This window comes from Novosphingobium sp. MBES04 (assembly GCF_000813185.1).
Classification (GTDB): Bacteria; Pseudomonadota; Alphaproteobacteria; order Sphingomonadales; family Sphingomonadaceae; genus Novosphingobium; species Novosphingobium decolorationis.
Genome location: NZ_DF850490.1, coordinates 1 through 22,501 on the forward strand (window position 1 = coordinate 1; position 22,501 = coordinate 22,501).

16 protein-coding genes and 2 pseudogenes are annotated in these 22,501 nt (G+C 64.2%); 9 read left to right on the plus strand and 9 right to left on the minus strand.

What is annotated here, in order from left to right:
• Nucleotides 1-1,216: hypothetical protein (locus tag MBENS4_RS22010; RefSeq protein ID WP_206778148.1), on the plus strand; the 1,216-nt coding region annotated here is incomplete at its 5' end.
• On the opposite strand, the gene MBENS4_RS22015 is transcribed toward MBENS4_RS22010, so the two are convergent.
• Nucleotides 1,195-1,491 carry a WGR domain-containing protein gene (locus MBENS4_RS22015; protein WP_052322690.1) on the minus strand — a complete coding sequence of 99 codons (297 nt, stop codon included), beginning with the start codon at nt 1,489-1,491 and terminating at the stop codon, nt 1,195-1,197. The two genes, MBENS4_RS22010 and MBENS4_RS22015, sit on opposite strands and share 22 nt — an antisense overlap.
• Nucleotides 1,492-1,836: 345 nt before the next feature.
• On the opposite strand from MBENS4_RS22015, the gene MBENS4_RS22020 reads away from it, so the two are divergent.
• The 7 genes and pseudogenes from MBENS4_RS22020 (at nt 1,837) to MBENS4_RS22050 (ending at nt 10,716) form a co-directional block, all read left to right on the plus strand.
• Nucleotides 1,837-3,030 carry an AAA family ATPase gene (locus MBENS4_RS22020; RefSeq protein ID WP_039396006.1) on the plus strand — a complete coding sequence of 398 codons (1,194 nt, stop codon included), beginning with the start codon at nt 1,837-1,839 and terminating at the stop codon, nt 3,028-3,030.
• A gap of 116 nt (nt 3,031-3,146) precedes the next feature.
• Complete coding sequence (locus MBENS4_RS22025; protein ID WP_039396009.1) at nt 3,147-4,301, plus strand: ParB/RepB/Spo0J family partition protein; 1,155 nt, start codon at nt 3,147-3,149, stop codon at nt 4,299-4,301.
• Between the two features lie 178 nt (nt 4,302-4,479).
• Nucleotides 4,480-5,690: pseudogene (locus MBENS4_RS22030) on the plus strand (replication initiator protein A).
• Nucleotides 5,691-6,838: 1,148 nt separating this feature from the next.
• Nucleotides 6,839-8,422 (plus strand): NAD(P)/FAD-dependent oxidoreductase, encoded by a 1,584-nt coding sequence (locus MBENS4_RS22035; RefSeq protein WP_039396011.1) that lies wholly within the window; start codon nt 6,839-6,841, stop codon nt 8,420-8,422.
• Between the two features lie 16 nt (nt 8,423-8,438).
• Nucleotides 8,439-8,882 carry a GtrA family protein gene (locus MBENS4_RS22040; RefSeq protein ID WP_052322691.1) on the plus strand — a complete coding sequence of 148 codons (444 nt, stop codon included), beginning with the start codon at nt 8,439-8,441 and terminating at the stop codon, nt 8,880-8,882.
• Nucleotides 8,883-8,899: 17 nt separating this feature from the next.
• Nucleotides 8,900-9,133 carry a hypothetical protein gene (locus tag MBENS4_RS22045; RefSeq protein ID WP_144401051.1) on the plus strand — a complete coding sequence of 78 codons (234 nt, stop codon included), beginning with the start codon at nt 8,900-8,902 and terminating at the stop codon, nt 9,131-9,133.
• A 20-nt stretch (nt 9,134-9,153) separates the two neighbouring features.
• Nucleotides 9,154-10,716 carry a hypothetical protein gene (locus tag MBENS4_RS22050; RefSeq protein WP_144401052.1) on the plus strand — a complete coding sequence of 521 codons (1,563 nt, stop codon included), beginning with the start codon at nt 9,154-9,156 and terminating at the stop codon, nt 10,714-10,716.
• A 42-nt stretch (nt 10,717-10,758) separates the two neighbouring features.
• On the opposite strand, the gene MBENS4_RS22055 is transcribed toward MBENS4_RS22050, so the two are convergent.
• Genes MBENS4_RS22055 through MBENS4_RS22065 form a run of 3 tightly spaced genes read right to left on the minus strand, consistent with a single transcriptional unit; the run spans nt 10,759 to nt 14,289 of the window.
• Nucleotides 10,759-12,606, minus strand: coding sequence for a GtrA family protein (locus MBENS4_RS22055; RefSeq protein ID WP_039396017.1), 1,848 nt, complete (start codon nt 12,604-12,606; stop codon nt 10,759-10,761).
• Nucleotides 12,606-13,349: a class I SAM-dependent methyltransferase gene (locus MBENS4_RS22060; protein ID WP_039396019.1), complete on the minus strand. Its 744-nt coding sequence runs from the start codon at nt 13,347-13,349 to the stop codon at nt 12,606-12,608. The genes MBENS4_RS22055 and MBENS4_RS22060 overlap by 1 nt, the downstream gene beginning before the upstream one ends.
• Before the next feature lie 4 nt (nt 13,350-13,353).
• Complete coding sequence (locus tag MBENS4_RS22065; protein ID WP_039396022.1) at nt 13,354-14,289, minus strand: glycosyltransferase; 936 nt, start codon at nt 14,287-14,289, stop codon at nt 13,354-13,356.
• Nucleotides 14,290-14,672: 383 nt separating this feature from the next.
• Between MBENS4_RS22065 and MBENS4_RS22070 the strand changes: the two genes are divergently transcribed.
• Nucleotides 14,673-15,590 (plus strand): phosphatase PAP2 family protein, encoded by a 918-nt coding sequence (locus tag MBENS4_RS22070; RefSeq protein ID WP_242405076.1) that lies wholly within the window; start codon nt 14,673-14,675, stop codon nt 15,588-15,590.
• A gap of 65 nt (nt 15,591-15,655) precedes the next feature.
• On the opposite strand, the gene MBENS4_RS22075 is transcribed toward MBENS4_RS22070, so the two are convergent.
• From MBENS4_RS22075 to MBENS4_RS22090, 5 genes and pseudogenes are all read right to left on the minus strand, one after another.
• Entirely contained in the window at nt 15,656-18,313 is a 2,658-nt protein-coding gene (locus tag MBENS4_RS22075; protein WP_052322695.1) for an SbcC/MukB-like Walker B domain-containing protein, read from the minus strand.
• A gap of 80 nt (nt 18,314-18,393) precedes the next feature.
• Nucleotides 18,394-19,380 carry an AAA family ATPase gene (locus tag MBENS4_RS22080; protein ID WP_039396031.1) on the minus strand — a complete coding sequence of 329 codons (987 nt, stop codon included), beginning with the start codon at nt 19,378-19,380 and terminating at the stop codon, nt 18,394-18,396.
• Nucleotides 19,380-19,631, minus strand: coding sequence for an exonuclease SbcCD subunit D C-terminal domain-containing protein (locus MBENS4_RS27005; protein WP_242405077.1), 252 nt, complete (start codon nt 19,629-19,631; stop codon nt 19,380-19,382). Before MBENS4_RS27005 ends, MBENS4_RS22080 begins: the two co-directional genes overlap by 1 nt.
• A gap of 280 nt (nt 19,632-19,911) precedes the next feature.
• Nucleotides 19,912-20,601: pseudogene (locus MBENS4_RS27010) on the minus strand (metallophosphoesterase family protein); the annotation flags it as partial.
• Nucleotides 20,602-20,876: 275 nt separating this feature from the next.
• A partial coding sequence (locus MBENS4_RS22090; protein WP_039396034.1) for a TonB-dependent receptor occupies nt 20,877-22,501 on the minus strand: 1,625 nt, incomplete at its 5' end.

Consider the following 22,501-nt stretch of genomic DNA (forward strand, 5'->3'; position numbering starts at 1 on the left):
TAAAAGCCCAATAGCTACATACAGCGCCATGGAGCCTTTCGATCCCTGGTCAGCCCAAGACACCGTCGACCCGCGTGAGTTGGTACGCGCCGAGGCGTCAGCCGCGTATGCCCTGGGCAAACTCGATGGGCGGCTCACCCGTCTTGGCGAGACCGAAGAACGGCTGTTTTGCGCCGATCTGGTGCGCCGCACGCTGCTCGGTGCGCTGACGCAGGCGGGCTATCTCGATGCCCCGGAGCGCTTTGCGGACTGGTTCGCCGGGCTCGCGCGCGGCCCCGAACGTGGCGCAGAGGCGCCCTCCTCGGCGCTGGGTATTGTCCGCGCCCTCCTCTCCGAAATGGCCCTCCACCCGTGGGAGCCGCTCGCCAGGACCGCGCAGACGCTCCAGCGCTGCGCACGCTTTGTAGCAGACGAAGTTCCTCTGTCTCTCGAGGAGCAAGCGCGCGAGGCGGAGGCGACGACAGCTGCGCTCGTACGGGCGCGCCAGCTTGTTGAGGGCCTGCCCCGGCCTCAAGACGCGCCCCTCCCTTTCGAGGCGCTTGCCGCGCTGTGCAGCGCGGCCAGGCACGACCCGGCGTTTGCGCCCATCGAGCCGGGAATCCGCAGCTACGATACCGGCGAGGCCTGGGTGGCCCTTGCCGGGCTACGTCCGATCACGCCGCTCTGGGCACTAGACTATGCGCTTGGGCACCACCTGTCGCGCGGCCGAACCCTCGCCCAAGCCCTGCCGATGCCCGGGATCGTGACCACCGAACGGCTGCTGACACGGAGCGCCTCGGTTCAGTTGCAACTGGCTTGCGCTGTGGAGGTGGCGGCCAACGCCCACCTGCGCGCGCTCGAGACGGCGCGCGACCGAGCCGCGCTCCTCACGCAGCGGCTCGCGGGGCTGCGACGCAGCTCGCGCGCGGGAGAGGCCTGGGTTTTGTTGGTGGGGTTTGCGCCGCTCGGGCTCGACCCGTTGATGGACGCGGTCGGGGTCAGCCGACGGGGGACCTATGCACTTCGAGATGCCTTGAGAGAAGTCGGATTGGCCGAGGCCCGGCAAAGCCACGGCAAAGTGCTGCTGGTGGCGAACGAGGATGCTAAGACGTCCAATATCCGTGCCCCGGTCGCCTCGAACGCGCTCGGCCCCGCGGTCGATGCGCTTGACCAGGCCATGGCCGACATCGATCGCCTGCTCGCGCGCACTGAAGATCAGGAGGCGACAGGCACGTAAGCGACACCGATCCGGCGCGGCGCGCGCATCCGCCGTTGCAAGAGCGCGCGCACCGCCTTGCGGGCTTCGGATCGCGCGGCGAAGGAAAGCTGCTTGCCCTGCCCGGCCGTCCCGATCCGGCCCCAGTTCCAGGTCAGCGTGGTCCATCCGAACAGATCCTGGCCCACCTCGACCTGCCAACGGCGCGCCAGCCCGCGCGCCGGGTCGCGAGCTTCCAGCGCGAGGCATCCACCTTCCGGGGCGAGCAATTGGTTGAGGGTCGTCTCGATGTTCATGGGATCGAGTTTCGTGCGCGCGAATCCCTCAGTCCAACGCGAATTCTGAATCACAGACGGCCCCGGTGATTCACTGCGGCGATTACCTGGAGCGAAAGGCACGGCCACCATTATCGCAACGCACGCCAACAGCGCCGTCCACCGCACGACACGAATCAGAAGGTGCTGCTTTCCTGCGCTTCTCCTCTCCAATTTGCAGCCCAAATGCGGGTCTGATGCCCCGACACGCCGCAAACCGCGGCAAATTCAATGCAAATTGCGCGCTTTCGGGGGGCAGAACCTAGACTGAACGAAATTTTCCGAATACCCCTCTACGAACGTTCAAAAGAACTGTCAGGGGATCAAATGCATTCAGAAGTCGAACGCCTCTCCGAAATGGCCCAAGCCGGGGAGCGGATGATCGAGCGTCTGCGCAAGCAGGCGTTCCTGCCCGACAGCCGCAAGGGGCTCAACATCCGTTTCGGCATCGCCGAGGCGGCGCAGCTGCTGGGCTGTTCAACCAACCGCATCCGCATGGCCGAGGACGACGGACGTCTGCCCCCTCCCCCGCCGACCGAGAACGGGCGCCGCCCCGGCTATTCGATCGAGGCGCTCCAGCACATGCGCGAGGTGCTGGGCGCAAGCCCGGCCCGTGCGCCGCTCGACCGCCCTGCGATGATCGCGGTGCAGAACTTCAAGGGCGGCGTGGGCAAGTCCACCGTCACCACCCATCTGGCCCACTATTTCGCGATCCAGGGCTACCGCGTGCTCGTCGTGGACTGCGACAGTCAGGCGACGACGACCACGCTGTTCGGATTCAACCCGCATTTCAACATCACGCGCGAGCAGACGCTCTACCCCTATCTCTCGATCGACCCGACCCAGACCGACCTGCTCTACGCGGTCCAGAAAACCCCCTGGCCCAACGTCGACCTGATCCCGTCGAACCTGGAACTGTTCGACGTCGAGTACGAACTGGCCGCGAGCGGCGCGGACGGGGGCTCAGTGCTCGCCTCGCGCTTCCGCAAGCTCAAGCAGGGCCTCGAAGACCTCGCCCGCGATTACGACGTGGTGATCCTCGATCCGCCCCCGGCGCTTGGCACCATCAGCCTCGCCGTCATGCAGGCGGCCAACGCGCTGATCGTGCCGCTCGCCGCGACCACGCCCGACTTCTGCTCGACCGTCCAGTTCCTCTCGATGATGGACCAGGTGACCGGCCAGCTCTCGCAGGCCGGCCTCACCGTCGACTATGACTTCGTGCGCCTCCTGTGCTCCAAGTTCGATGGCAACGATCCCAGCCACGCGATGGTGCGCCAGATCATGGAGCAGACCTTTGGCCCCGCGCTCCTCCCCGTCTCCATTCTGGAGAGCGCGGAGATCAGCCACGCGGCGCTGCGCATGATGACGGTCTACGAACTGGAGCGCCCGATCGGCTCTGTCCGCACGCACAAGCGCTGCCGCGCCAATCTGGACGAGGCCATGGCCCAGGTCGCCGCGCTGGTGCGCCGGGGCTGGGGTCTGGCCACCCCCGCCAGCCCGGAGGCCGTGGTCAATGGGTGACGCAAATTTCATCGCCGCTTTGCAGAAAACGGTTTCCTACAGGGCCCTCGTTCACGATATGTTCGAACTTGTCCGCTCGCCCTTCCCCGCCCTGACCTACGCCCGGAGGTAGTCCCATGGCCCGCAAGCAATCCGATTACCTCGCCAGCCTGCTCTCAGGGGGAGACGACACCGCCGAAACCAAGGCCGAGGCGAACACCCCCTCCCCGGCTCCTTCACCGGATGAGAAAGGGCAGGCCCCGTCTGCCGACGCACCCGATAGCGCGCGCCCGGCCGAGGGAGAACCGGTCTCCCCAGCGCCGCGATCCAGCACCCGCGCCGGCCTGTCCCTGCTCGGCCGCGAGAATGCGCTCGCCCGCGTGGCGAGCGGTGAGGTGCGCCAGGTCACGCAGCTTCTGCTCGATCCGGCGCGTGTGCGGGTGTGGGATGGCAATGCGCGCAACCAGGCCCGGCTTTCCGAAGACAGCTGTCGCGACCTCATCGATTCGATACTCGCCGAAGGGGGCCAGAAGGTCCCCGCGGTAGTGCGCCATGTCACGGGCGATCCCGACCATGACTACGAGCTGATCGCGGGCACCCGCCGCCACTTCGCGATCTCGTGGCTGCGCGCCCATTCCTATCCCGACATGAAGCTGCTGGCGCAAGTCGCCGAGCTGGATGACGAGGCCGCCTTCCGCCTCGCCGACATCGAGAACCGCGCTCGCCGGGACATCACCGACATCGAGCGTGCGCGCAATTATGCCGAGGCCCTGCCCATCCATTACGGCGGCAAGGCCGTGCGCATGGCCGAGCGGCTCAAGCTCTCCAAGGGCTGGCTTTCCAAGATGCTGAAGGCCGCGACCATCCCGGACGAAGTCCTTGCCGCCTTCGCCGATCCGGCCGAGCTGACGTTGAACCCGGCCTATCGTCTGGCCGGAGCGCTTGACGACAAGGCCCGCGCCCGCGCCATCCGCAAGGAAGCCAAGGCCATCACCGCGCAGAACGCCAAGGCCCGCTCGGAAGGGCGCGCAGGGCTGCCCGGTCCGGTCACGCTCAAGCGGCTGCTGGCCGCAAGCGACCTTGCCGATAGCGGGCAACCGCTTGCGACCAAGGACTTTCGCATGGAGATTTCCGGCCCCTATGGGCGCACGATCCTAGCTGTTAAGGACGTGACCCGGCAGGGCGTGACGATCCAGCTCCCGATGGCCAGCGGAGCGGGCGATGATCAGCTGGCCGACGCGCTCAAGGAAGTGCTCGACGTCCTGCGCAAGAACGGCATCTCGGTCAGCTGAGGCGAAGGAAACGGGACGCGATGTTTCCTCCAGGAAACTTTTCGGTGCAGGCAAGGGGCGACCGGGCAGCCAGGCGCGCGTCCCCCTCCCCTGCCCGGCCCCAACCTGCGACGCGTCCCACAGCGCCATTCCTTTCGTGGTACGCCCCCCATCCCTCCAGCGCACAAGGCCCCTGTCGATGACCCGCGCGCCCAAGGCCCCCGTCAGCGAACAGTTCGACCTGTTCCTCCCCTACATCGCCGACCTCCCCTTGCGCGACCAGCGCGAGATGATGGAGCGACCCTTCTTCAGTCTCGCCAAGTCCAAGCGGGTCAAGCCGATCGACTACACAAGTCCCGACGGACAGGTGCGCGTCCACGTCTCGGCCAGCCCCGAGTACGGCATGGCGACGATCTGGGACGCGGACATTCTGATCTACTGCGCGAGCGTCCTGGCGGACATGCAGCGCCGGGGGCGCAACGATGTGCCGCGCAAGCTCCACATCATGCCCTATGATCTCCTACGCGCGATCGGGCGTCCGACCACGGGGCGCGCCTACGAGCTTCTGGGCCAGGCCCTCGACCGGCTCGTCGCGACGACGATCAAGACCAACATCCGTGCCGAGAACCGGCGCGAGGCCACCTTCTCCTGGCTCGATGGCTGGACGCAGCTGGTCGATGAGAAGACCGAGCGCTCGCGCGGCATGACGCTGGAGTTGTCCAACTGGTTCTGGGAAGGCGTAATGATGAAGGGCGGTGTGCTCTCCATCGACCGCGCCTATTTCGACATCACGGGCGGGCGCGAGCGCTGGCTCTACCGGGTGGCGCGCAAGCACGCCGGTGGAGCAGGCGAGACCGGCTTTGCCATCACCATGCCCGTCCTCTTCGAGAAGTCAGGTGCGGAAGGCCAGTACCGCCGTTTCAAGTTCGAGATGCTCAAGCTGGCCGAGAAGAACGAGCTTCCGGGCTACGCCCTTGCCGTCGAGACGGCACGCGATGGCGAAGCATGCTGCGCATGACCCGGGTCGATGACAAGGGAGGAGCTGGCCACCTCCAGCCCTCCCCAGCCCGGCATGCGCCCCCTGCCCCTGCCCCGGTCTCCTCAGCAACCTCCGGGCATGTTTCCTCCAGGAAACATGCAGGTGAGGCAGCCGAGGTCTTCGATGCCTCGCGCCTTATTCGATCCACCATCACCGGCCTCTCTGACAATGCAACGCGCGGCTTCATGACCGACGAGACGATCGACACCCTGCGCGCCGAATGTCCGGGCTGGGACCTGCACGCCCTTCACGCCGATTTCGAGCGGTGGGTTGCTGCCGACCCGGAACGCACTCCGGCCAACTGGCAGCGCGCCTTCGTAGGCTGGGTCCGGCGCCACCACGCCAAACACAAGAACCAGCTTCGCGGGTGAGGGCAGGGGGCGTGGCGATCACAAGCCCCCCTGCCTGCCCTCCTCACCGCCTCCAAGCCTGTCCCCAGGAAGAGGCCGTACTCGGCGAGGAGCCGCGTTCCCTGCCGGAACCCACCGGAGGGACCTGCCCCACTCCGTGCCCGACAGGGGCCTCGCCGTCCCCCGGATGCCAACCGGCGTGGAGCTCACTTCAACCCCCTCGACGAGAGCCTGCGTGGCGCACGATCAATCAGGCGTCCTGATCTTACCTTGTTCGCTCACCTTCCACGGCGTGATCGTGCGCGAGGTCAGCCTAGCCATCTTGCGCGGTTCAGAGCGGCCGACTTCGTTGGCGCCTGATGGTTTTCGCTTCCAAGGCTATCGCTATCACAGGCCCAGGGCAGGGCGCGTTCCCGAAGTGTCGCGTCCAGCGTCCCGGTATCGTCAAGCTTCGAAGCTCACGTCCACCACCATGCGCGAATTGAACGACCTTCACGCGCGTCATCGAAAAAGAGTTTCAAATTGTGAGGCGCGATTCGCCTCTTCGACACATCCGGAACACGCAGAACGCACGTTTCGACCCTTCGGGAACACACCCTCGACCTATCAGGAACGCCAGTATCGACACGTCAGGAACACATGTCCGACACATCGGGAACAGCCGCGTGAACGCGACTCGTGCAGACCTGCGGTTGCACAGGGCGTCAGACCACCTCTAACCTGTTCTAACTTGTTCCTCTAACGACTCTAACTTTCCCGAAGCCTTTGGCAAAAATCGAAGAAGGTGAGGGCGCCAGGCGGCAACCTTGCTCTCTTGACCACCAGGCTAGCGCACTCTTCGCCATCACGGGATCTGCCCTAGATCCCAGCGCAGTGAGCGCATTCAACGCTAGCTCTACAAGCTCAGGTCTCCATCTCGAGTATGAACACACAAAGCATTGTATTTAGTCCATAAAATTGCGTAACAAGGCGCAATCCTCTTGCCATACGCCCTAAACGTCCTTCCCTTTTTCGCGGAAAACTGACCCAGCCACGATCGTTTCCCTGAGCGCCTATCAGGACAGTCCGGCCGCCATGGGTCGCTGAACCTAGACGCAAGGTCCTCATTTAAGAGTAAATTAAGGATAATCTCACAGGGTCGCATCATGGATTGCGGTTTAGAGGACGTTATGAGCCAGGATGCGAAGTCGACTGTCGATGTGGCAGTTATTGGAGCGGGACCCGCTGGTCTGACCGCGGCCTACCAGCTCACCAAGCTCGGCTATGACGTCACCGTGATCGAGCGGGACGAAAAGGACGTGGGCGGCATCAGCCGCACGGTCGAGTACGAAGGGTTTCGCTTCGACATCGGCGGGCACCGCTTCTTTTCCAAGAGCCAGGAAGTGGTGGATCTGTGGAACGAGATCCTGCCCGACGACTTCATCCAGCGTCCGCGCATGAGCCGCATCTACTACGAGGGCAAGTTCTACAGCTATCCGCTGCGCGCGTTCGAGGCGCTGTGGAACTTGGGCATCTGGCGCTCGACCTTGTGCATGGCAAGCTACGCCAAGGCGCGGCTCTTTCCCAACAAGACCATCCGCAGCTTCGAGGACTGGACCACCAGCCAGTTCGGATGGAAACTCTATTCGATCTTCTTCAAGACCTACACCGAGAAGGTCTGGGGGATGCCCTGCGATGAAATGTCCGCGGACTGGGCCGCGCAGCGTATCAAGGGGCTGAGCCTGGGCAAGGCGGTGCTCGATGGGCTGAAGCGTTCGCTGGGGCTCAACAAGCGGCCCAACGATGGCTCCAACGGGCAGGCCAAGACCCTGCTTGAGACCTTTCGCTATCCGCGCCTTGGCCCCGGCATGATGTGGGACGCCGCGCGCGATCATGTAGTGGCCGGGGGCAACACCGTCCTCATGGGCCATGCACTCAAGCAACTTTCGCAGGACGAGGAGGGGACCTGGCGCGTCACCGCAACCCGAGCGGACGGTAGCGAGACCGCGATCCACGCCCGTCACGTCATCAGCTCGGCCCCGATGCGCGAGCTTGTCTCGCGCCTGCACCCCCTCCCGGAAACGAGCATGGAAGCCTCCGCGCTCAAGTACCGGGACTTCCTGACCGTGGCCCTGATAATCCGTTCGGACGACCTGTTCCCTGACAACTGGATCTACATCCACGATTCGCAGGTTCAGGTCGGCCGCATCCAGAATTTCCGCAGCTGGTCGCCCGAGATGGTGCCCGATCCCTCGCTCGCCTGCGTGGGTCTTGAATACTTCTGCTTCGAAGGCGATGGCCTGTGGTCCTCGAGTGACGAGGAACTGGTCGAACTCGCCAAGAAGGAAATGCAGATCCTGGGCCTCGTCGATCCCGAGACGGTCGTGGGCGGCTGCGTGGTGCGCCAGGAAAAGGCCTACCCGGTCTATGACGACAGCTACGCCGACAACGTCGCGGCCATGCGCGGCGAACTCGAAGCGCGCTATCCCACGCTCCACATGGTCGGGCGCAACGGCATGCACCGCTACAACAACCAGGACCACGCGATGATGACCGCGATCCTCTCGGTCGAGAACATCGTCGCAGGCGAGCGCATCCACGACGTGTGGAGCGTCAACGAGGACGCCGAGTACCATGAGAGCGGCCAGGAGGGCGAACGCACGCCCATCGAGGATCTTCTTCGCGCAAAGGGCAAGGCCACGATTGGACCTGACCGCGCTGCCGCACTGAATTCCGAACGGGCGGTTCCGCGCCCGATCAACCGCGCGGCCTGAGCGCGCGCCTCGGAGCATGACAGCGGGAAAGCCCGAAACAAGGACGCGCCAGTTCAAGCGCCTGGGACGTAGCCGCTTCGTGCGCTACGCCCTGGTGAGTCTTGCTGCACTGGCGGTGGACATGGGCGTGTTCCTAGCCTTGCTGCCGCTGGGTGTGCCTGCAACGCTGGCCGCCGTACTTGGCTATGTTGCTGGGATCCTTGCGCATTGGCTTGCCTCGAGCCGGATGATCTTTGCCGACAGGCTGGCGGCCAAGGGGGCAGGGCGGCTGCGCCAGCAATCGGGCTTTCTGGCCTCTGCGCTGGTCGGGCTGGGCGTCACCGCCGCAACCGTCTGGCTCTGCGGTCTGGCGGGTTGGGACCCGCGGCTGTCCAAGCTCGCCGCGATCGTGCTCAGCTTCCAGTTGACTTGGCTGCTACGCAAGCATTTCGTGTTTCGCCCAATCTCGCGCGCGATCTGAACCAGAGGACTTGAAGTGTGACCGTGATGCCGCAAGCCGAAGGCACGCCCGCGCGCGCGCAGGAGCGGTCGGGCCTCTTTGCCCGCGTTGCCCTGCCGACCTGGCTTTTCAGTCTTCTCGTGCTGGGCGCGGTGTCCTGGCGACGGGTTTTGGAGATGCGCTTGCTGGACCCGGATGACCTTCTGCGCATGGTCGAGGTTCGCGACTGGCTCCATGGCCAGGCTGGTTCGACGTCACGCAGTACCGCATGAACGTGCCCGAGGGGGCGCCCATGCACTGGTCGCGTCTGGTCGATCTGCCGATTGCCTTTGCCATCGAGATACTGCGCCCATTCGTGGGCATGGCAATGGCCGAGATGCTGGCGGCCGCGATAGTTCCGCTGCTGACACTGCTGGTCCTGCTCTCGGTGCTTGCCCGGCTCGTCGATGGTCTGCTCGGGCGCCGTGCGGCCTTCTTTGCATGTCTGATGGTGCCGATCACGCTGTCCGTGATCCTTCAGTTCCAGGTCTACCGGGTTGATCACCATGCCTGGCAAATCGTCTGCGCGGCCGCGATGATGCTGGGCGTATTCCTGCCTGCCGCGCGGCGAGGGGGGGCACTCGCTGGCGTTTCCGGAGCGATCTGGCTCACGATCTCGCTTGAGGGACTGCCGATGGTGGTCGGAACGCTTACCGCCCTGGGGCTGGGCTGGCTGCTTCAGCGCAAGGGGGACAGGGACGGTTCGCGCCTCGAGAGCGCGGCGCTGGCGCTGGCTCTGACAACGACGATACTGTGGTTCGCAACGCGACTGCCACAGGGCCTGGAGGTCTGGTGCGATGCCGTTTCGGCCTATCATCTTGCCACCTTTGCCGCGGCCGCGCTGGGGATCTGGCTGACGCGCACGTTTGCCCGGGGGCCTCTTTCGCGGTTTGCGGGTCTTGCCATCAGCGGGCTCGTCTGTGCCCTTCTGCTGGCTGTTCCGGCCCCGCAATGCGTGACAGGTGCCTTCAACGACCTGCCACCGCTCGTGCATCGCTACTGGTATGAAAAGATCGCCGAAGGTCTGCCCATATGGCGCCAGGACTGGAGCCGGATCGTGACCATGGTGGCGTTGCTGCCGATCTCGGTCTGGGGGCTGGTCCTGCTGTGGCGCACACGGCGCGAGGCGCGGGGCGATTGGGCGATGTATGGCGGGCTACTTGGGCTTGCTGTCGCGATATCCTGGCTCGTCGCGCGGGCTGATGGCGTTGCCATGGTCCTCGCGATTGCGCCTGCAAGCTATGTGGTCGATCGGCTTCTGACCCGCGCGCGGCAGTTGAGCGTTGTCCCCTTGCGAATCCTGGCAACCGCGGCGGCGATCCTGCTTCCCTTCGTTCCCCTTTTGCTGCTGAACAGTCTCGTGCCATCCAACGAGACGCGTGAGGCCACGCGGGAGCGCACGGCAGAGCAAGAGGACGATTGTCTCGCGCCCACGCGTCTGCATGCACTTGGGCAAGTCCTCGAAAGCCGCAAGGCAGGCCGTAACATCATGGCGCCACTCGACCTGGGACCGGCACTGCTGTTCTCCACCGACGCGACAGTGCTGGCCAGCAGCCATCATCGCAACAAGGTCGCGATGAACGATGTGATCCGCTTCTGGATGGCACCGCCTGCAAAGGCCCATGCGATCATCGAGGCGCGCGGCAGCGACTTTGTCCTTTTCTGCCCGGGCATCCCGGAGTCACGGACTTATGCGAAAGCCGCACCCGGGGGCATGATGGCCCGCCTTTCCAAGGGCGAGGTGCCCGATTGGCTGGCCCCCCTCGAGGATGCCCGCCTGGGCACGCTCAAGGTTTATCAGGTGCGTGCGCGCTGAAGGCTCATGCAAGCTTGTGGTGATCGAACCAGATGATCCACGTCAGGGCTCCTTACGCTCCCAGATGGTGAACCTGGGCAAGGTCCGTTTGAGCCGATAGTGGTTCATTTCCGCTGTAAATCCGGGGGCTTTGCGCATGAATTTGTCCCAGCGGAAGTGTGGATCGGTGATGTAGCCGGGCGTGGTATCGAAGACCAGAATCCGAGGTCTGGCAGCGGCAAGATCATCCATTACGTCGCGGCGAGTTTGATCGGCCAGTTCTGACAGTGCTGCGCACCGTGGCACTTCGCTCGGACAGCTTCCGTTCTCGATCGCATTCACGGCACCAGGCACAAACCATAGGGCCGGATAACGACTTGCCCAGTCTGCTTTCAGAGCAACGGCAACAGGAGGCCCCGCATAGACGTGGGTGGAGAACACGAAGAAGGTCGAGCCTGGGCGGATGTCCTCTTCAAGCTCCTGAACGAGAGAGTTGCGATAGAAGCCGTGATGATAGGACTGCACCATGACCATGGCGAAAATGAGTGCGAACACGACCCGCTGGGCAACTTGTCCTTTCACCGAAACCATGGCCCACGAAAGGCTGATGAGCGACAGGGCGATGAAGGGAATGGCCTGATAGCGATAGCCTGTCCACTGGAGGAGATAGGAGCCCAGACCTGCAAGGCTCGCGCAAATGAGGAGGCCGATATCAGCCGGTCTGTTCTTGCGGACGAAACTGACAGTCAGTCCAGCAAGTATCAGGAGAGGAAGAAGGCCAAAACTCAGCAAGATTCCCTTGGGGTCAACGCCATAGGCGCCGTAAACGAGCCGTGCGGCCGGCACTATCTCCAGAAAATACTCGGGATGCAGCAGCCAAACCATGGCCAGATAGGCCAGGCCGGAGATGAGAAACGTGACGTTGCTCGTGGAGAGCAGCGGTCGTAGCGACCTTTGCTGGACTACGTGCCAGCCTGAAACGGCCATGGGGATCACTACGAAATGGGGTTTCAGGCAGATGCCGAGAGCCGCGCAAATGGTTCTTGCGACACGTGCCACCCGACCAACCTGACCGACGGAAGGCATTTCGCCCAGCAGCCAGGGCAGGATCAATATGACGAGCAATTGATCTCGCTGTGCGATATCTCCCAGGGAGGGAGCGAATATTGCGATGGCGCATAGGGACAGAAAAACAGCACGTTGCGCCGTCGTGAGTTGCTTTGCCCCCTTCAATATGCTCCAGCACCAGTTGATGGATGTGAATGCAACTATCGATATGAAAATATACTGAGAATTTGCCGGGTCTGCTCCTGTGAGCTTCGAAATCAGTATTACCGGCAGTGTGAAATAGAAATTGAGGGGCGGGTTGACCTCGATGATGTCCCTGTAGAGATGTGCACCCTCAATCCATTTGCTCGTGGCAATGAGATACCAGGCAACATCGTGATGGATGAGCCGGTCCCAAAAGGTGAGAAGGATCAGTGCGGCAACCGCTGCGGACACGAGCAGTCCTAGGCACTGCGCGGGATCCATGAGATCGCGCTTGGCGAACACCCAGGTCCGTAACAGAAGATATGTCGAAACCGGAACCACTATGGCAATGGCGAGCATGGCAATCCAGAAGGCATATCCAAACCTGTCGTGGACCAACCAGGTCATGCCTGTACTCAGCAGCAGCGAAAGCAGCGCCGACACAACGAACTTGGGGGCATATCGTGCGTCATCACGCGCAATATCGAACGTAAAGCGGGAATGGCCGAGATAGGACAGGCACACGGCGCACAGGAAGCCTGCAAAGTTGGCGACATACGGTGATGCCCCCGTCAGGGTCGCAAAGGCGGTCGCCATGATCACATGACACAAGGTCCCCAGCAGACCAACGCCTGCGAAGCGAGCAAACTGTCCAATCATCAATCCGCGCCAGTCTCGATGATCGCACCTAGCGACAGGCCAAACGGGGTTCCGACACGGCCGATCACGTGGCGTTCGCTGGCAAAGACATACCGTAACAGGGTATTGAGCCAGGCAGATGGCATGCTGTCGTCCGGGCTTTCGTTCGCGGACGCTTTTTTCAAGAGCCGCGTTGCCAGGGCGAGAGGCAGAAGAAGCGTGTTGAAATAGAAGCTTTTCTCAACCTTCATGCCAGCCTTGCCGACAACCTCTTTCAGGCTGTTCCTCGTATAGCGCCGGAAATGGTGATGCGCTTCATCATGGTGTGACCACAGCTTTGGAAATGCCGGCACGGTGACCAGAATTCGCCCGTGCCGCTTCAGGCGGGCACGCAAGGCCAGGAGTGAGGCGACATCATCCTCAATGTGCTCGAGGACGTCGAGTATGCAGATCAGATCGTAGCATTTGTCGCCGAAGGGAATGGCGCCCGGTAGAGCACCCGGCAATATGTCCAATCCAGACTTGCGTATCGCTTGCTGACGCGCTTGTTCATCGTATTCGAAGGCGTCGAGAGCGCCGTAGCGAGCAAACATCGCCAGATTGCCTCCGGTGCCGCAGCCGGCCTCCAGAATATCGCGCGTCTCTCCCGAAGGTCTGGGCGGAATGAGCCGTTCGAGAACCTCCGCGATGATTCGCCGTCTTGCGGCAAACCACCAGTGTTCACCCTCCAATTCGTTCATCCGGATATAGACGTCAGCTTCCATTGCTTTAACTTTGTGAACTCTCGTGAACGGACTGGACGACGTAAAGGGGGCGCTGGCGGACTTCCTCGTAGATTCGGCCGACGTATTCGCCAATGATTCCCAAGGCAAACATGTTGAGCCCCCCGAACGTCAGGATGATGATGAGTGTCGAGGCATAGCCAGGCACATCGATGCCCAGAGCCAATATCCAGAACAGAATGAAAAGCGAATAGAGCAACGAGAAAAGAGACATGGCTATCCCGACGTAGGTCCATATCCTCAGCGGGGTTGTCGAGGATGCAAAGATCCCGTCCAGCGCGAGTTTCCAGAGCTTCCAATAGGACCACCGGGAGCTGCCGTGCTCGCGGGCAGGGCGTTCATACTCGATTTCGCGCGTTTCGAAGCCGACCCAACTGAAGAGGGCCTTGTTGAAGCGGGAGCGTTCCCCCAGTTCGAGGATGGCCTGGACTACTTCGCGGTCCAGCAGGCGAAAATCTCCCACGTTCTGGGGAATGGGATGGTCTGCCAAGGCATTGAATACCCGGTAGAAGGCGGACGCACTGGTGCGTTTGAACCATGTATCGGAGCCTCGCTCCTTCCGGCGTGCGTTGACGACCTTGGCGCCTTGCAGCCAGGCATCTACCATTTGCGGAATCACGCAAGGTGGATCTTGCAGGTCCACATCCATGGGGATCACTGCGTCGCCCTTGGCATAGGTCAGGCCTGCCGAGAGAGCGGCTTCCTTGCCGAAATTCCGGGAGAAATTGACAACGCGAAGCGCCATGTCGTCGCCGGCCCAGCTGCGGATCATGAACTCCGTACGATCGGTACTGCCATCATTGACGAAGACAATCTCCAGGGCGTGTTGACGCAGCTCGGTCTTGTAGACCTGCGTGACGGCCTCGAGGAAAGGGCGGATTGCACTTTCCTCGTTATGGACGGGAACGATCAGTGAGATCATTGATGTTTCACGGTTCTTGCGCAGAGTGAGCTTCCTTCGTGCCCCTCGGCATCACGGCCCCTCAGGTGGGCAGCTGCATTGCAATCGGGCGCTTTCTCAATGCAGGGCGAGATGCGAAGATATGGTTAATTCCATTGTAATCGGGCCTCGGTGCGGAGCGAAGGAGGCCGATGCCAAGCCCTTTTTGGGGTACCGAGGCGCTCGGGGAGAGAGCATTCCAGATGAGGTCAAGATGGCCTCGATCCCGCGTTGCCTTAGGATAGATTTAACTCTGTTATGGGAGGAATTTCCCTCCCGAGGCGAGGGCCTCTCGCGGAAATTCAGGACATTTTGTGATCACACGATTCGTTAGAAGCATGCCCGAATTGGCGATTTCGCTGAGTATGATCATCGTGATGCTTCTCGTGGCAAGGTTGTTTGGTCTGACCGTCATCTTTCCGTCGGGGGAAAGGGCGGCCTTTGTCGGCATCCACTACATCTACCCGCTGATCGGAGTTGGCGCTCTTGGTCTTGTGACCTTCTTCATCGGGAACCGTGCCGTTTCATCACGCTTCCTCGTCGCGTTGCCCTGCTATGCCGCCGTGCTATTCGTGCATTTCAATATGAAATTGTGGATTCCGCACATCAACCCCTATGTGTTTGATGATTTCTACTGGGGTATAGACCAGTTTTTTAGGCCCATCGTCGAGCTGTGCTTCGTCCTGCGGAAGAGCGTTTTTGCGTTCATACCCTCTGAAGCCAACTTTTACATGATCGCGTATATCGCCCTGTTTTATACGAGCTTTCTCTATCATGCGCTCAAGACGCCTGCGGTCTTTGGAAAGCTGATTGTTGCGGCCTTGCTGTTGCAGGCCTTTGGAACATTCGCCTACCTTGTCGCGCCTGCTGTCGGGCCCTTCATCTATGAGACCGGCGTGAATCCCATCATCACGAGCGGTCAGGAAAGCATGCTATCATTCTATCGCCAGTCGGTTGCCGAAGGTCCACAGTTCCTCGTCGAGCGGGGGGGCATCAATTTTACCGCCGGTTTGGCCGCCATGCCATCGCTGCACACGGCAGGTGCGTTTCTCTTCTTCCTGGTTGCCTGGAAGCACGGCAAGGTCCTGATCCCGCTCTATGCGTTCATCCTAACATTCATCGTGGTGACGGCTGTGGCAAGTCGGTGGCATTATCTGGTCGACATTCCGGTTGGAATGCTGCTTGCCTGGACCAGTTATCGCCTGGCAAATCGATTGGACTCTGGTCTCGCGAATGCTCCGGCTGCAGGTGAGGCACATTGGTCTGATCCTCTGCCGTCCTGAGCGGGATGGCTGAGGAGATTCCCCCTCGCCGTTCAATCTGTTCGCACCCCTCATCCTGTCCCGGTCTAGCCCTCCACGACCGAGACTGTGCTGGTGCCGCGCCCGGATGGAGAGACCTCGATCTTCACCGGGATGCGCTCCTTCAGTTCCTCGACATGGCTGATGATGCCGACGCGTCGCCCGCCCTGTTCGAGCTGTTCGAGGAGCGCCAGCGCCTGGCCCAGGCTGACCGGATCGAGCGCGCCGAAGCCCTCGTCGATGAACAGGCTCTCGATCTTCACCCCGCGCGTGGTCGACATTTCGGCGAGGCCCAGCGCGAGCGCCAGGCTGACCAGGAAACGCTCGCCGCCCGAGAGGTTGTGCAGGCCACGCACCTGTCCGCCCATGTCGTTGTCGATCACCTGGATCAGCATATCGCCGCCCTGGCCGCGCTCCAGCTCGTAACGTGGCTTCAGTTCGGCGAGGCGGGTGTTGGCGTGTTCGAGCAGGCGATCAAGCGTGAGGCCTTGCGCAAAGGTGCGCATGACCTTGCCGTCGGCGCTGCCCATCACGTCGCGCAGGCGCAACCAGACGTCGGCCTTGGCGCTCGCTTCGGACAGTTCACGGCGCAGGTCTTCGGTCTGTTTGCGGACCTTGTCGTCCTGGATAAGGACCAGACGCGCCTCGTCGCGGCGGGTGTTGGCGGTCTCTACCCCTGCCTTGGCGATCGCGACCTGGTCTTCCAGTTCTTCGGGGGCGGGCGTCTCGGTGCCTGCGTGCTCGGCTTCGTGGCTGTCGAGATCGGCGCGGCGCTGGGCGAGTACGGCCTGTGCCTGTTCCAGCGCGCTTGCGATGGAGCGCAGGGCCTCGGCCTCGGCGTCGAGGGCCGCCGCTCCACGTTGCGCCGCGCGCAGGACATCGTCTTCGGCAAGGTGCGCAGCGGCAAGCGCGGCGGTGAAGTCCGCGTCGGTACGGGCGGCGTGCGCCTCGGCCTTTTGCACATCGCTGGCCGCGTTTGCCTGCGCCGTGCGGGCCGAGGCGGCGGCTTCCAACGCACCCTCGCGGCACTTGCGCGCGGCTTCGTGGGCCTGCTCGGCCTCCTTGCGCGCGCGGGCAAGATTGGCCTCGAATGTGGCGACGGGTTCGCCCTCAAGGCACTTCGCGCGCGCGTCCTGCAAGGCGCTCTGACGCGCGAGGATCTGGTCCAGGGTTTCGCGGGCCGCGGCGTGTGCGCTGCGCGCCAGGGCAAGCGCCTGGCGGGCCGCCGCATGGGCTTCTTCGCGTTCAGGCAGGGCCTGGGCGGCCGTGTCGCGGGCGGCGGCGTTGTCGCGCCACTGCGCGGCATGACTGCGTAGCCAGTGTTCCGGATCGGGAAGGCTTTGCCAGTCGCTTTCGGGGCCGAGCAGCCGGTCGAGCGCGGCGGTGGTGGCCGCTTCATTCTCGGCCAGGCGGCCCGCATGTTCCTGCCCCTCGCGCAAGGCCTGCGCGTGGCTGCGCAAGGCGTCGCTGGCCTGGGAAAGGTCGCTGCGGGCCGCTTCGTGTGTGGCCTGCGCGGCATCGGCCTTCGCCTGTGCCTCGGTGCGCGCCGCGTCGGCGGCAAGCGAGGTGCGCTGCGCAGCGCGGACCTCGGCACTCGCCTCGTCCAGACGCGCCTCCAGCGTCTCCGCGTCCATCCGGTCCGCTTCGGCAATCGTCAGCCGCGTGGCCGCTGCGCGCGCTTGTGCGAGTTCCTCGCGGGCGGCCTCCTGCTGCGAGGTGGCGGTCTGGGACAGCTGCGCGATCCGCTGCGTCGCGTGCGTGCGTTCGCGTTCGACCCGCCCGAGCGCGTCGCGCGTCACGGCAAGCTGCGTGCCGCGCTGCTCCAGTTCGCGGGCCAGTTCCTCGGTTTCGCGCTCGGCAATCGTGAGGTTCTCGCCCAGTAGCGCATCAAGCGCGCTCAGCGCGTGTTCGCGTGCGCCGCAGACAGGGCAGGGGTCTCCCTCGACGAGCCCGGCGCGCAGGGTCTGGGTCGCAGCGTCCTGCGCCATGCGCGCGCGTTCGTAGGCTGCCCGGGCATTTTCCGCGCGGGTCGCAAGGAGGGGGAGTTCCACGTCCTCGCGCGCGATCCGCTCGGCGTGGTCCTGACCCTGGCGTTCAAGAACGGCGAGCTGGCCTTGTGCCTCGTCCTGTTCGGCCTGAGTCCTGGCAAGGGCCTCCTGCGCTGTCCGCGCGCGGCGTGCCGCGTCCAGAGCTTCGCCCAGCGCTTCGAGCCGGGTGTTGAGTTCCCCCAGCGCGCCCGGGGCAGGGGCGGCCCCCCGCGCGGCGTCGCGCAGGTCCTGCGCCGCCTCATGGGCGGAGCGGGCCGCTTCTTCCGCATCCTGTGCGCGAGCGTGGCGGGCGAGTGCGTCCTGTTCGGCCTGCGCCAGTTCGTCCAGACGGCCAATGGCTTCGCGCTGGCGCGCCCGGGTGGCGGCGCGCGAAGCCAGGGCCTCGGCGATCTCGCTTTCGCGCTCGGCGAGATGCCGCGCGGCCTCGTTGTCCGCGCACCACTGCGCGAGACGGGCATGTTCGCGGCGGGACGTTTCCAGCTGTTCGGAGGCGTCGCGCTCTGTGCGAGCCTGCTGGCTTTCTTCATTCTCGGCGTCGCGCTGCCGGGCGCGAGCCTGGGCAAGGTCTGCGACGAGTTCCTCGATCTGGCGGTCGAGGAGGCGGGCTTCGGAGAGCTGCGGGGCACATGCCTCGGCCCGGGCGTCCTCGGCGCGCACGGCCTTGAGGGCCGCGCCGAGCTCCTCCTCGCGCTGCGCGGCATCGGTTCTAGCGTTGGCAAGGTCCGTGTCGGCCTTCGTCAGGGCTGCACGGGCCGCCGCCAGCGCCGTGCGCGCGTCCTCGCGCCGGGTGAGCAGGGGGCGTGTTCGAACGCCTTTCTGTCCTGGGCAAGGGCCTGGTGCCGGGGCCGGGCGACGTCCTGTGCCTGGGCTGCTTCGTCGCGGATGGCCTGTGCCTGTGCGTGCGCGACATTCAGCCGGGCGTGCTGGGCAAGACGCTGTTCGATGGCGGAGAGTTGCGCACGCGCGGCCTCAGCCTCGCTCAGCTCGGCTTCGGCCTGCTTCAGGACATCCTCGGCCTCGGCGCGCGCGGTATCGTCGAGACCTTCTAGCGCCGCGATCCGCGCGGCAATGGCGTCGAGCCCGTCTTGCATCTCCCTCGCCTTGGCGTAGGCGCGCTGGCCAAGCCGGGAGTAGATCTGCGAGCCGGTCAGTTTTTCCAGGAGCTCGGAACGCTCGTTGGCGTCGGCCCGGATCAGCGCCTCGAAATCGCCCTGCGCGAGCAGGACCGCGCGGGTGAACTGTTCGGCGGAAAGGCCGATGAGATCGCGGATCGCGCCTTGTGTCTCACGCCGGGTGCCGCCCATCCCCTCGCCGCTGGTGAGGTTCTCCAGCGAATGCTGGTAGTTCTGGAGCTTGCCATCGGCCTTGCCGCGCGCGCGCCGCACGCTCCAGCGGGCGCGGTAATGCGTGCCGCCGGGGAGCGCAAAGTCGATCTCGGCAAAGCCTTCGGCCGCACCGTGGCGCAGGATCGAGCGGGTGTCCTTGGCGCTCAGCGTCTGCTCGCCGTCCTCACCCACCTGTGCGCGGTCGGGGGCGGCGCGAAGGCGCGGGACTTCGGCAAAGAGCGCGAGGCACATGGCGTCGAGCAGTGTCGACTTGCCCGCCCCGGTCGGGCCGGTGATGGCAAAGATGCCCGCCTCGGCCAGCGGGGCCTCGGTGAAATCGATGGCGAATTCCCCGGCGAGGCTGGCGAGGTTGCTGCCGCGGATGGCAAGAATACGCATCAGGCGTCCTCCCCGTCGGCCTGGGTTTCGACCAGGAGCTGGGCAAAGGCGCGGGCAAGGTCCTCAGGGGGGCCATCCCCCGGATACTGGCGGGTGTAGAGCTGGGCGAAGACCTCTTCGGGGCGCAGTTCGTCGAGATCGGCGGCGGGGCTGCGCGCCGTGGCGGCGTCCTGTGCGCGGGCATGGACGCGCTTCAGGCTGACGAGGCGCAGCGCCTTGCCATCCAGCGCGTCGAGAATGCGGGGGGGCAAGGCCGGGTTCCGGTCCGGTCACCGAGATCTTGATGTCGATGAAGGGCCAGAGCGTGCGGGGCAGGTCGGTATCGGTTTCGAGGGCCTCGATCTGGGCCACGGCGTCTTCGAGAGGGGAGGGGCCGATGGCGAGGAAGGCGGCGGGGCGCGGGATGGGCAGGGTGTCCACCTCGCAGGGCGCGTTCGTCTCGGCACCGAGGCGGACCAGGCTCACCGAATGGCGATAGTTGCGCTCGGTGGCGGACAGCGGGAAGGGCGATCCGGCGTAGCGGATGCGGGTTGCCCCGGAAATATCCTGCGGCCGGTGGAGGTGGCCGAGCGCGACATAGGCAGTGCGCGCATCGAACAGGCTCGCCGCCTCGGCTTCCTCGCCGCCGATGACGATGCGCCGCTCCGACATCTCCGAGACACTCCCACCCGCGACATGCAGGTGCCCGGTGACGACGAGCGGCAGGTCCTGCGCCTTCGCCAGCCCTGCCTCCTGTACCCCCGCGTAGAGAGAGGCGAGGCTCTCGCGGCCAAGGTCGGCGGGACGGCAGAAGGGCACGGCGGCCAGCCAGGCGCGCAGTTCCCCGGCATGGTCATGGAGCGGGATCAGCATGCGCGCATGGTCGGGCGCGCCGCCCTGGCGGGGAAGGGCACCCACGAAATGGACCTGGCCAGCCCCCAGCAGCGCGGCGGGCAGGTCGATGCGCATGGCGCTGTCGTGATTGCCGCCCAGGATCACGACCTGCAGCGCGGGATAGCTGGCACAGGCGCGCTGCAGAAAGCCGAACAGGCGGCGCATGGCTGAAACCGGCGGGTTGGCGACGTCGTAGATGTCGCCTGTCACCACCAGCACATCCACATCCTGCGCGCCCAGCGTCGCGTGGAGCCAGTCGAGGAAGAGGTCGTGCTCGGCCTCGCGCGGCTCGCCGTTCAGTTCGTGGCCCAGGTGCCAGTCGGAGGTGTGGAGGAGAGTGAGGGACATGCCCCGCTCTTAGGGCAGAACGGGGCAAAGCCGAAGGGGGCAGACGGGAAGAAAAACAAGATATCCGAGGGCCATCGCCCTCGGGCTCCCCATACCATCCAGCTCACCTCCTGCCTGCAGCCGTGGCCGGGAAAGGTGAGGTAGACCGTTTTGGGGGCAAGGGGCGATGGCCCCTTGTATCATTGTCTTGTCTTCTCGCTTCCTTGCCTTCTCGACACGCGAAAGGCGCGGTCGGGGATGGCCCGGCCGCGCCCTTGCTGTGCGTTCGCGTGGGATCAGAACTCGTAGCCGACCGTCACGCCGTAGGTGCGCGGCGGCATGAGCGTACCGCCGATGGTGCGGCTTGTCGCAACGGCATAGCTGCCACCCCAGACCAGCTTGTCGAAGACGTTCTTGACCCAGGCGTTGACCGAGAGCTTCCCGTCCGAGTGGCGGTAGCGCACGTTGGCATCGACCATGGTGTAGCCGTCCTGCGCCAGGCGATCGTCGTTGAACTCGGTGTGGTACTGCTTGGCGCGGTAGGCGATGTTGGTGCCCAGCTGTACGTTTGCGCCGCTGTCGAGCGGGATGCGGTAGGTCGGGTTGAAGTTGAACACCCACTTCGGGCTCATGCGGGTGTAGTTGCCCGAGAGGTCCGAAGGCGCGACCTGGCTGCCGCCCGGGCCGAACAGGTTGGGGTCGAGCGGATCGGTCGAGAAGAAGTCGGTGAACTTGGAATTGAGGTAGGCACCCGAGAGATCGAGCATGAGCTCGGGCGTCGCCTGCCAGCGGAACTCGACTTCCGCGCCATAGGCGCGCGAGGCGGCTGCGTTGTCGAGCGTGCTGGCGAAGAAGGGCGGGTTGGGGATCGGGAAGGAGCGCTGGAACTGCCCGTTCTTGAGCTTCTGGTAGAAGACCGCCAGGTTGCTCTGCACCGTTCCGGCCGAATACTTGATGCCGCCTTCGAAGGCCTCGACCTTTTCCGGGTTCACGAAGGGTGTTTCGGCTCCCGGCACGCGGCGCGAGCCGATTTCGGCGGTGCCCGACTTGAAGCCGCGCGACCAGTTGAAATAGACCATCACGTCGTCACCGGGGCGGTATTCAAAGCCAGCGGACGGCGAGAAGTCGGTCCACGACTTGCTGGTGTCCCACTGCAGCGCATCAAGGTTGAAGCCCGTCGCCGCCGTGCCGATGCCGGTGTTGTTGGCAAGGTGGCGCTTTTCCCACGAGTAACGGCCACCGACCTTGACCGAGAATTCGTCGGTGAGGTCGTAGGTCGCGTTGGCAAAGACCGCCCAGGTCTCGACCCCGAGCTTGCCGTCGAACTGGACGCGGAAGGGGTCGGTGTTGGTGAGCACGTCGAAGCCGATGTGGTTCTCGACCCGGATGTTCTCCTTCAGGTAGAAGGCCGCGACGATGGCGTGCAGGCGGCCGGTCTCGATGCTGGCCTGGATTTCCTCGCTGAACTGGTTCTGCCAGACCGGCTGCCAGTGGTTGGCGCTGGTCTGGACCGCGCCGGTTTCGGCGAGCGGGAAGCCCAGATAGCTGGACATGTCGAAGTCATGGAAGAAGTACGCGCGGAAATTGCGGTACGAGGTCAGCGACTTGACCGAGATCACGTCGCTCGCATCGTAGTTCAGGATGCCGGTGAAGGCGTACTGCTTGCGATCATTGATGGGATCGAAGTTGGTGTTGAGGTTACGCACCTTGCTGGCAAAGCTCGCCTGGCTGCCATCGGCGTTGGTGCGCTGGCCGAGCGCGGTGAGGCTGGGCACGGTGGTGCCGGGGAACGAGAGTTCACGGAACTTGATGGCAAGCGCGTGGTCGTCCTCGGTGTGCAGTTCGCCGGTCAGGAGCAACGAGAGCTTCTCGGTGGGCTGCAGCATGAGGTGGCCGCGCACCGACCACTGATTGGCGTTGT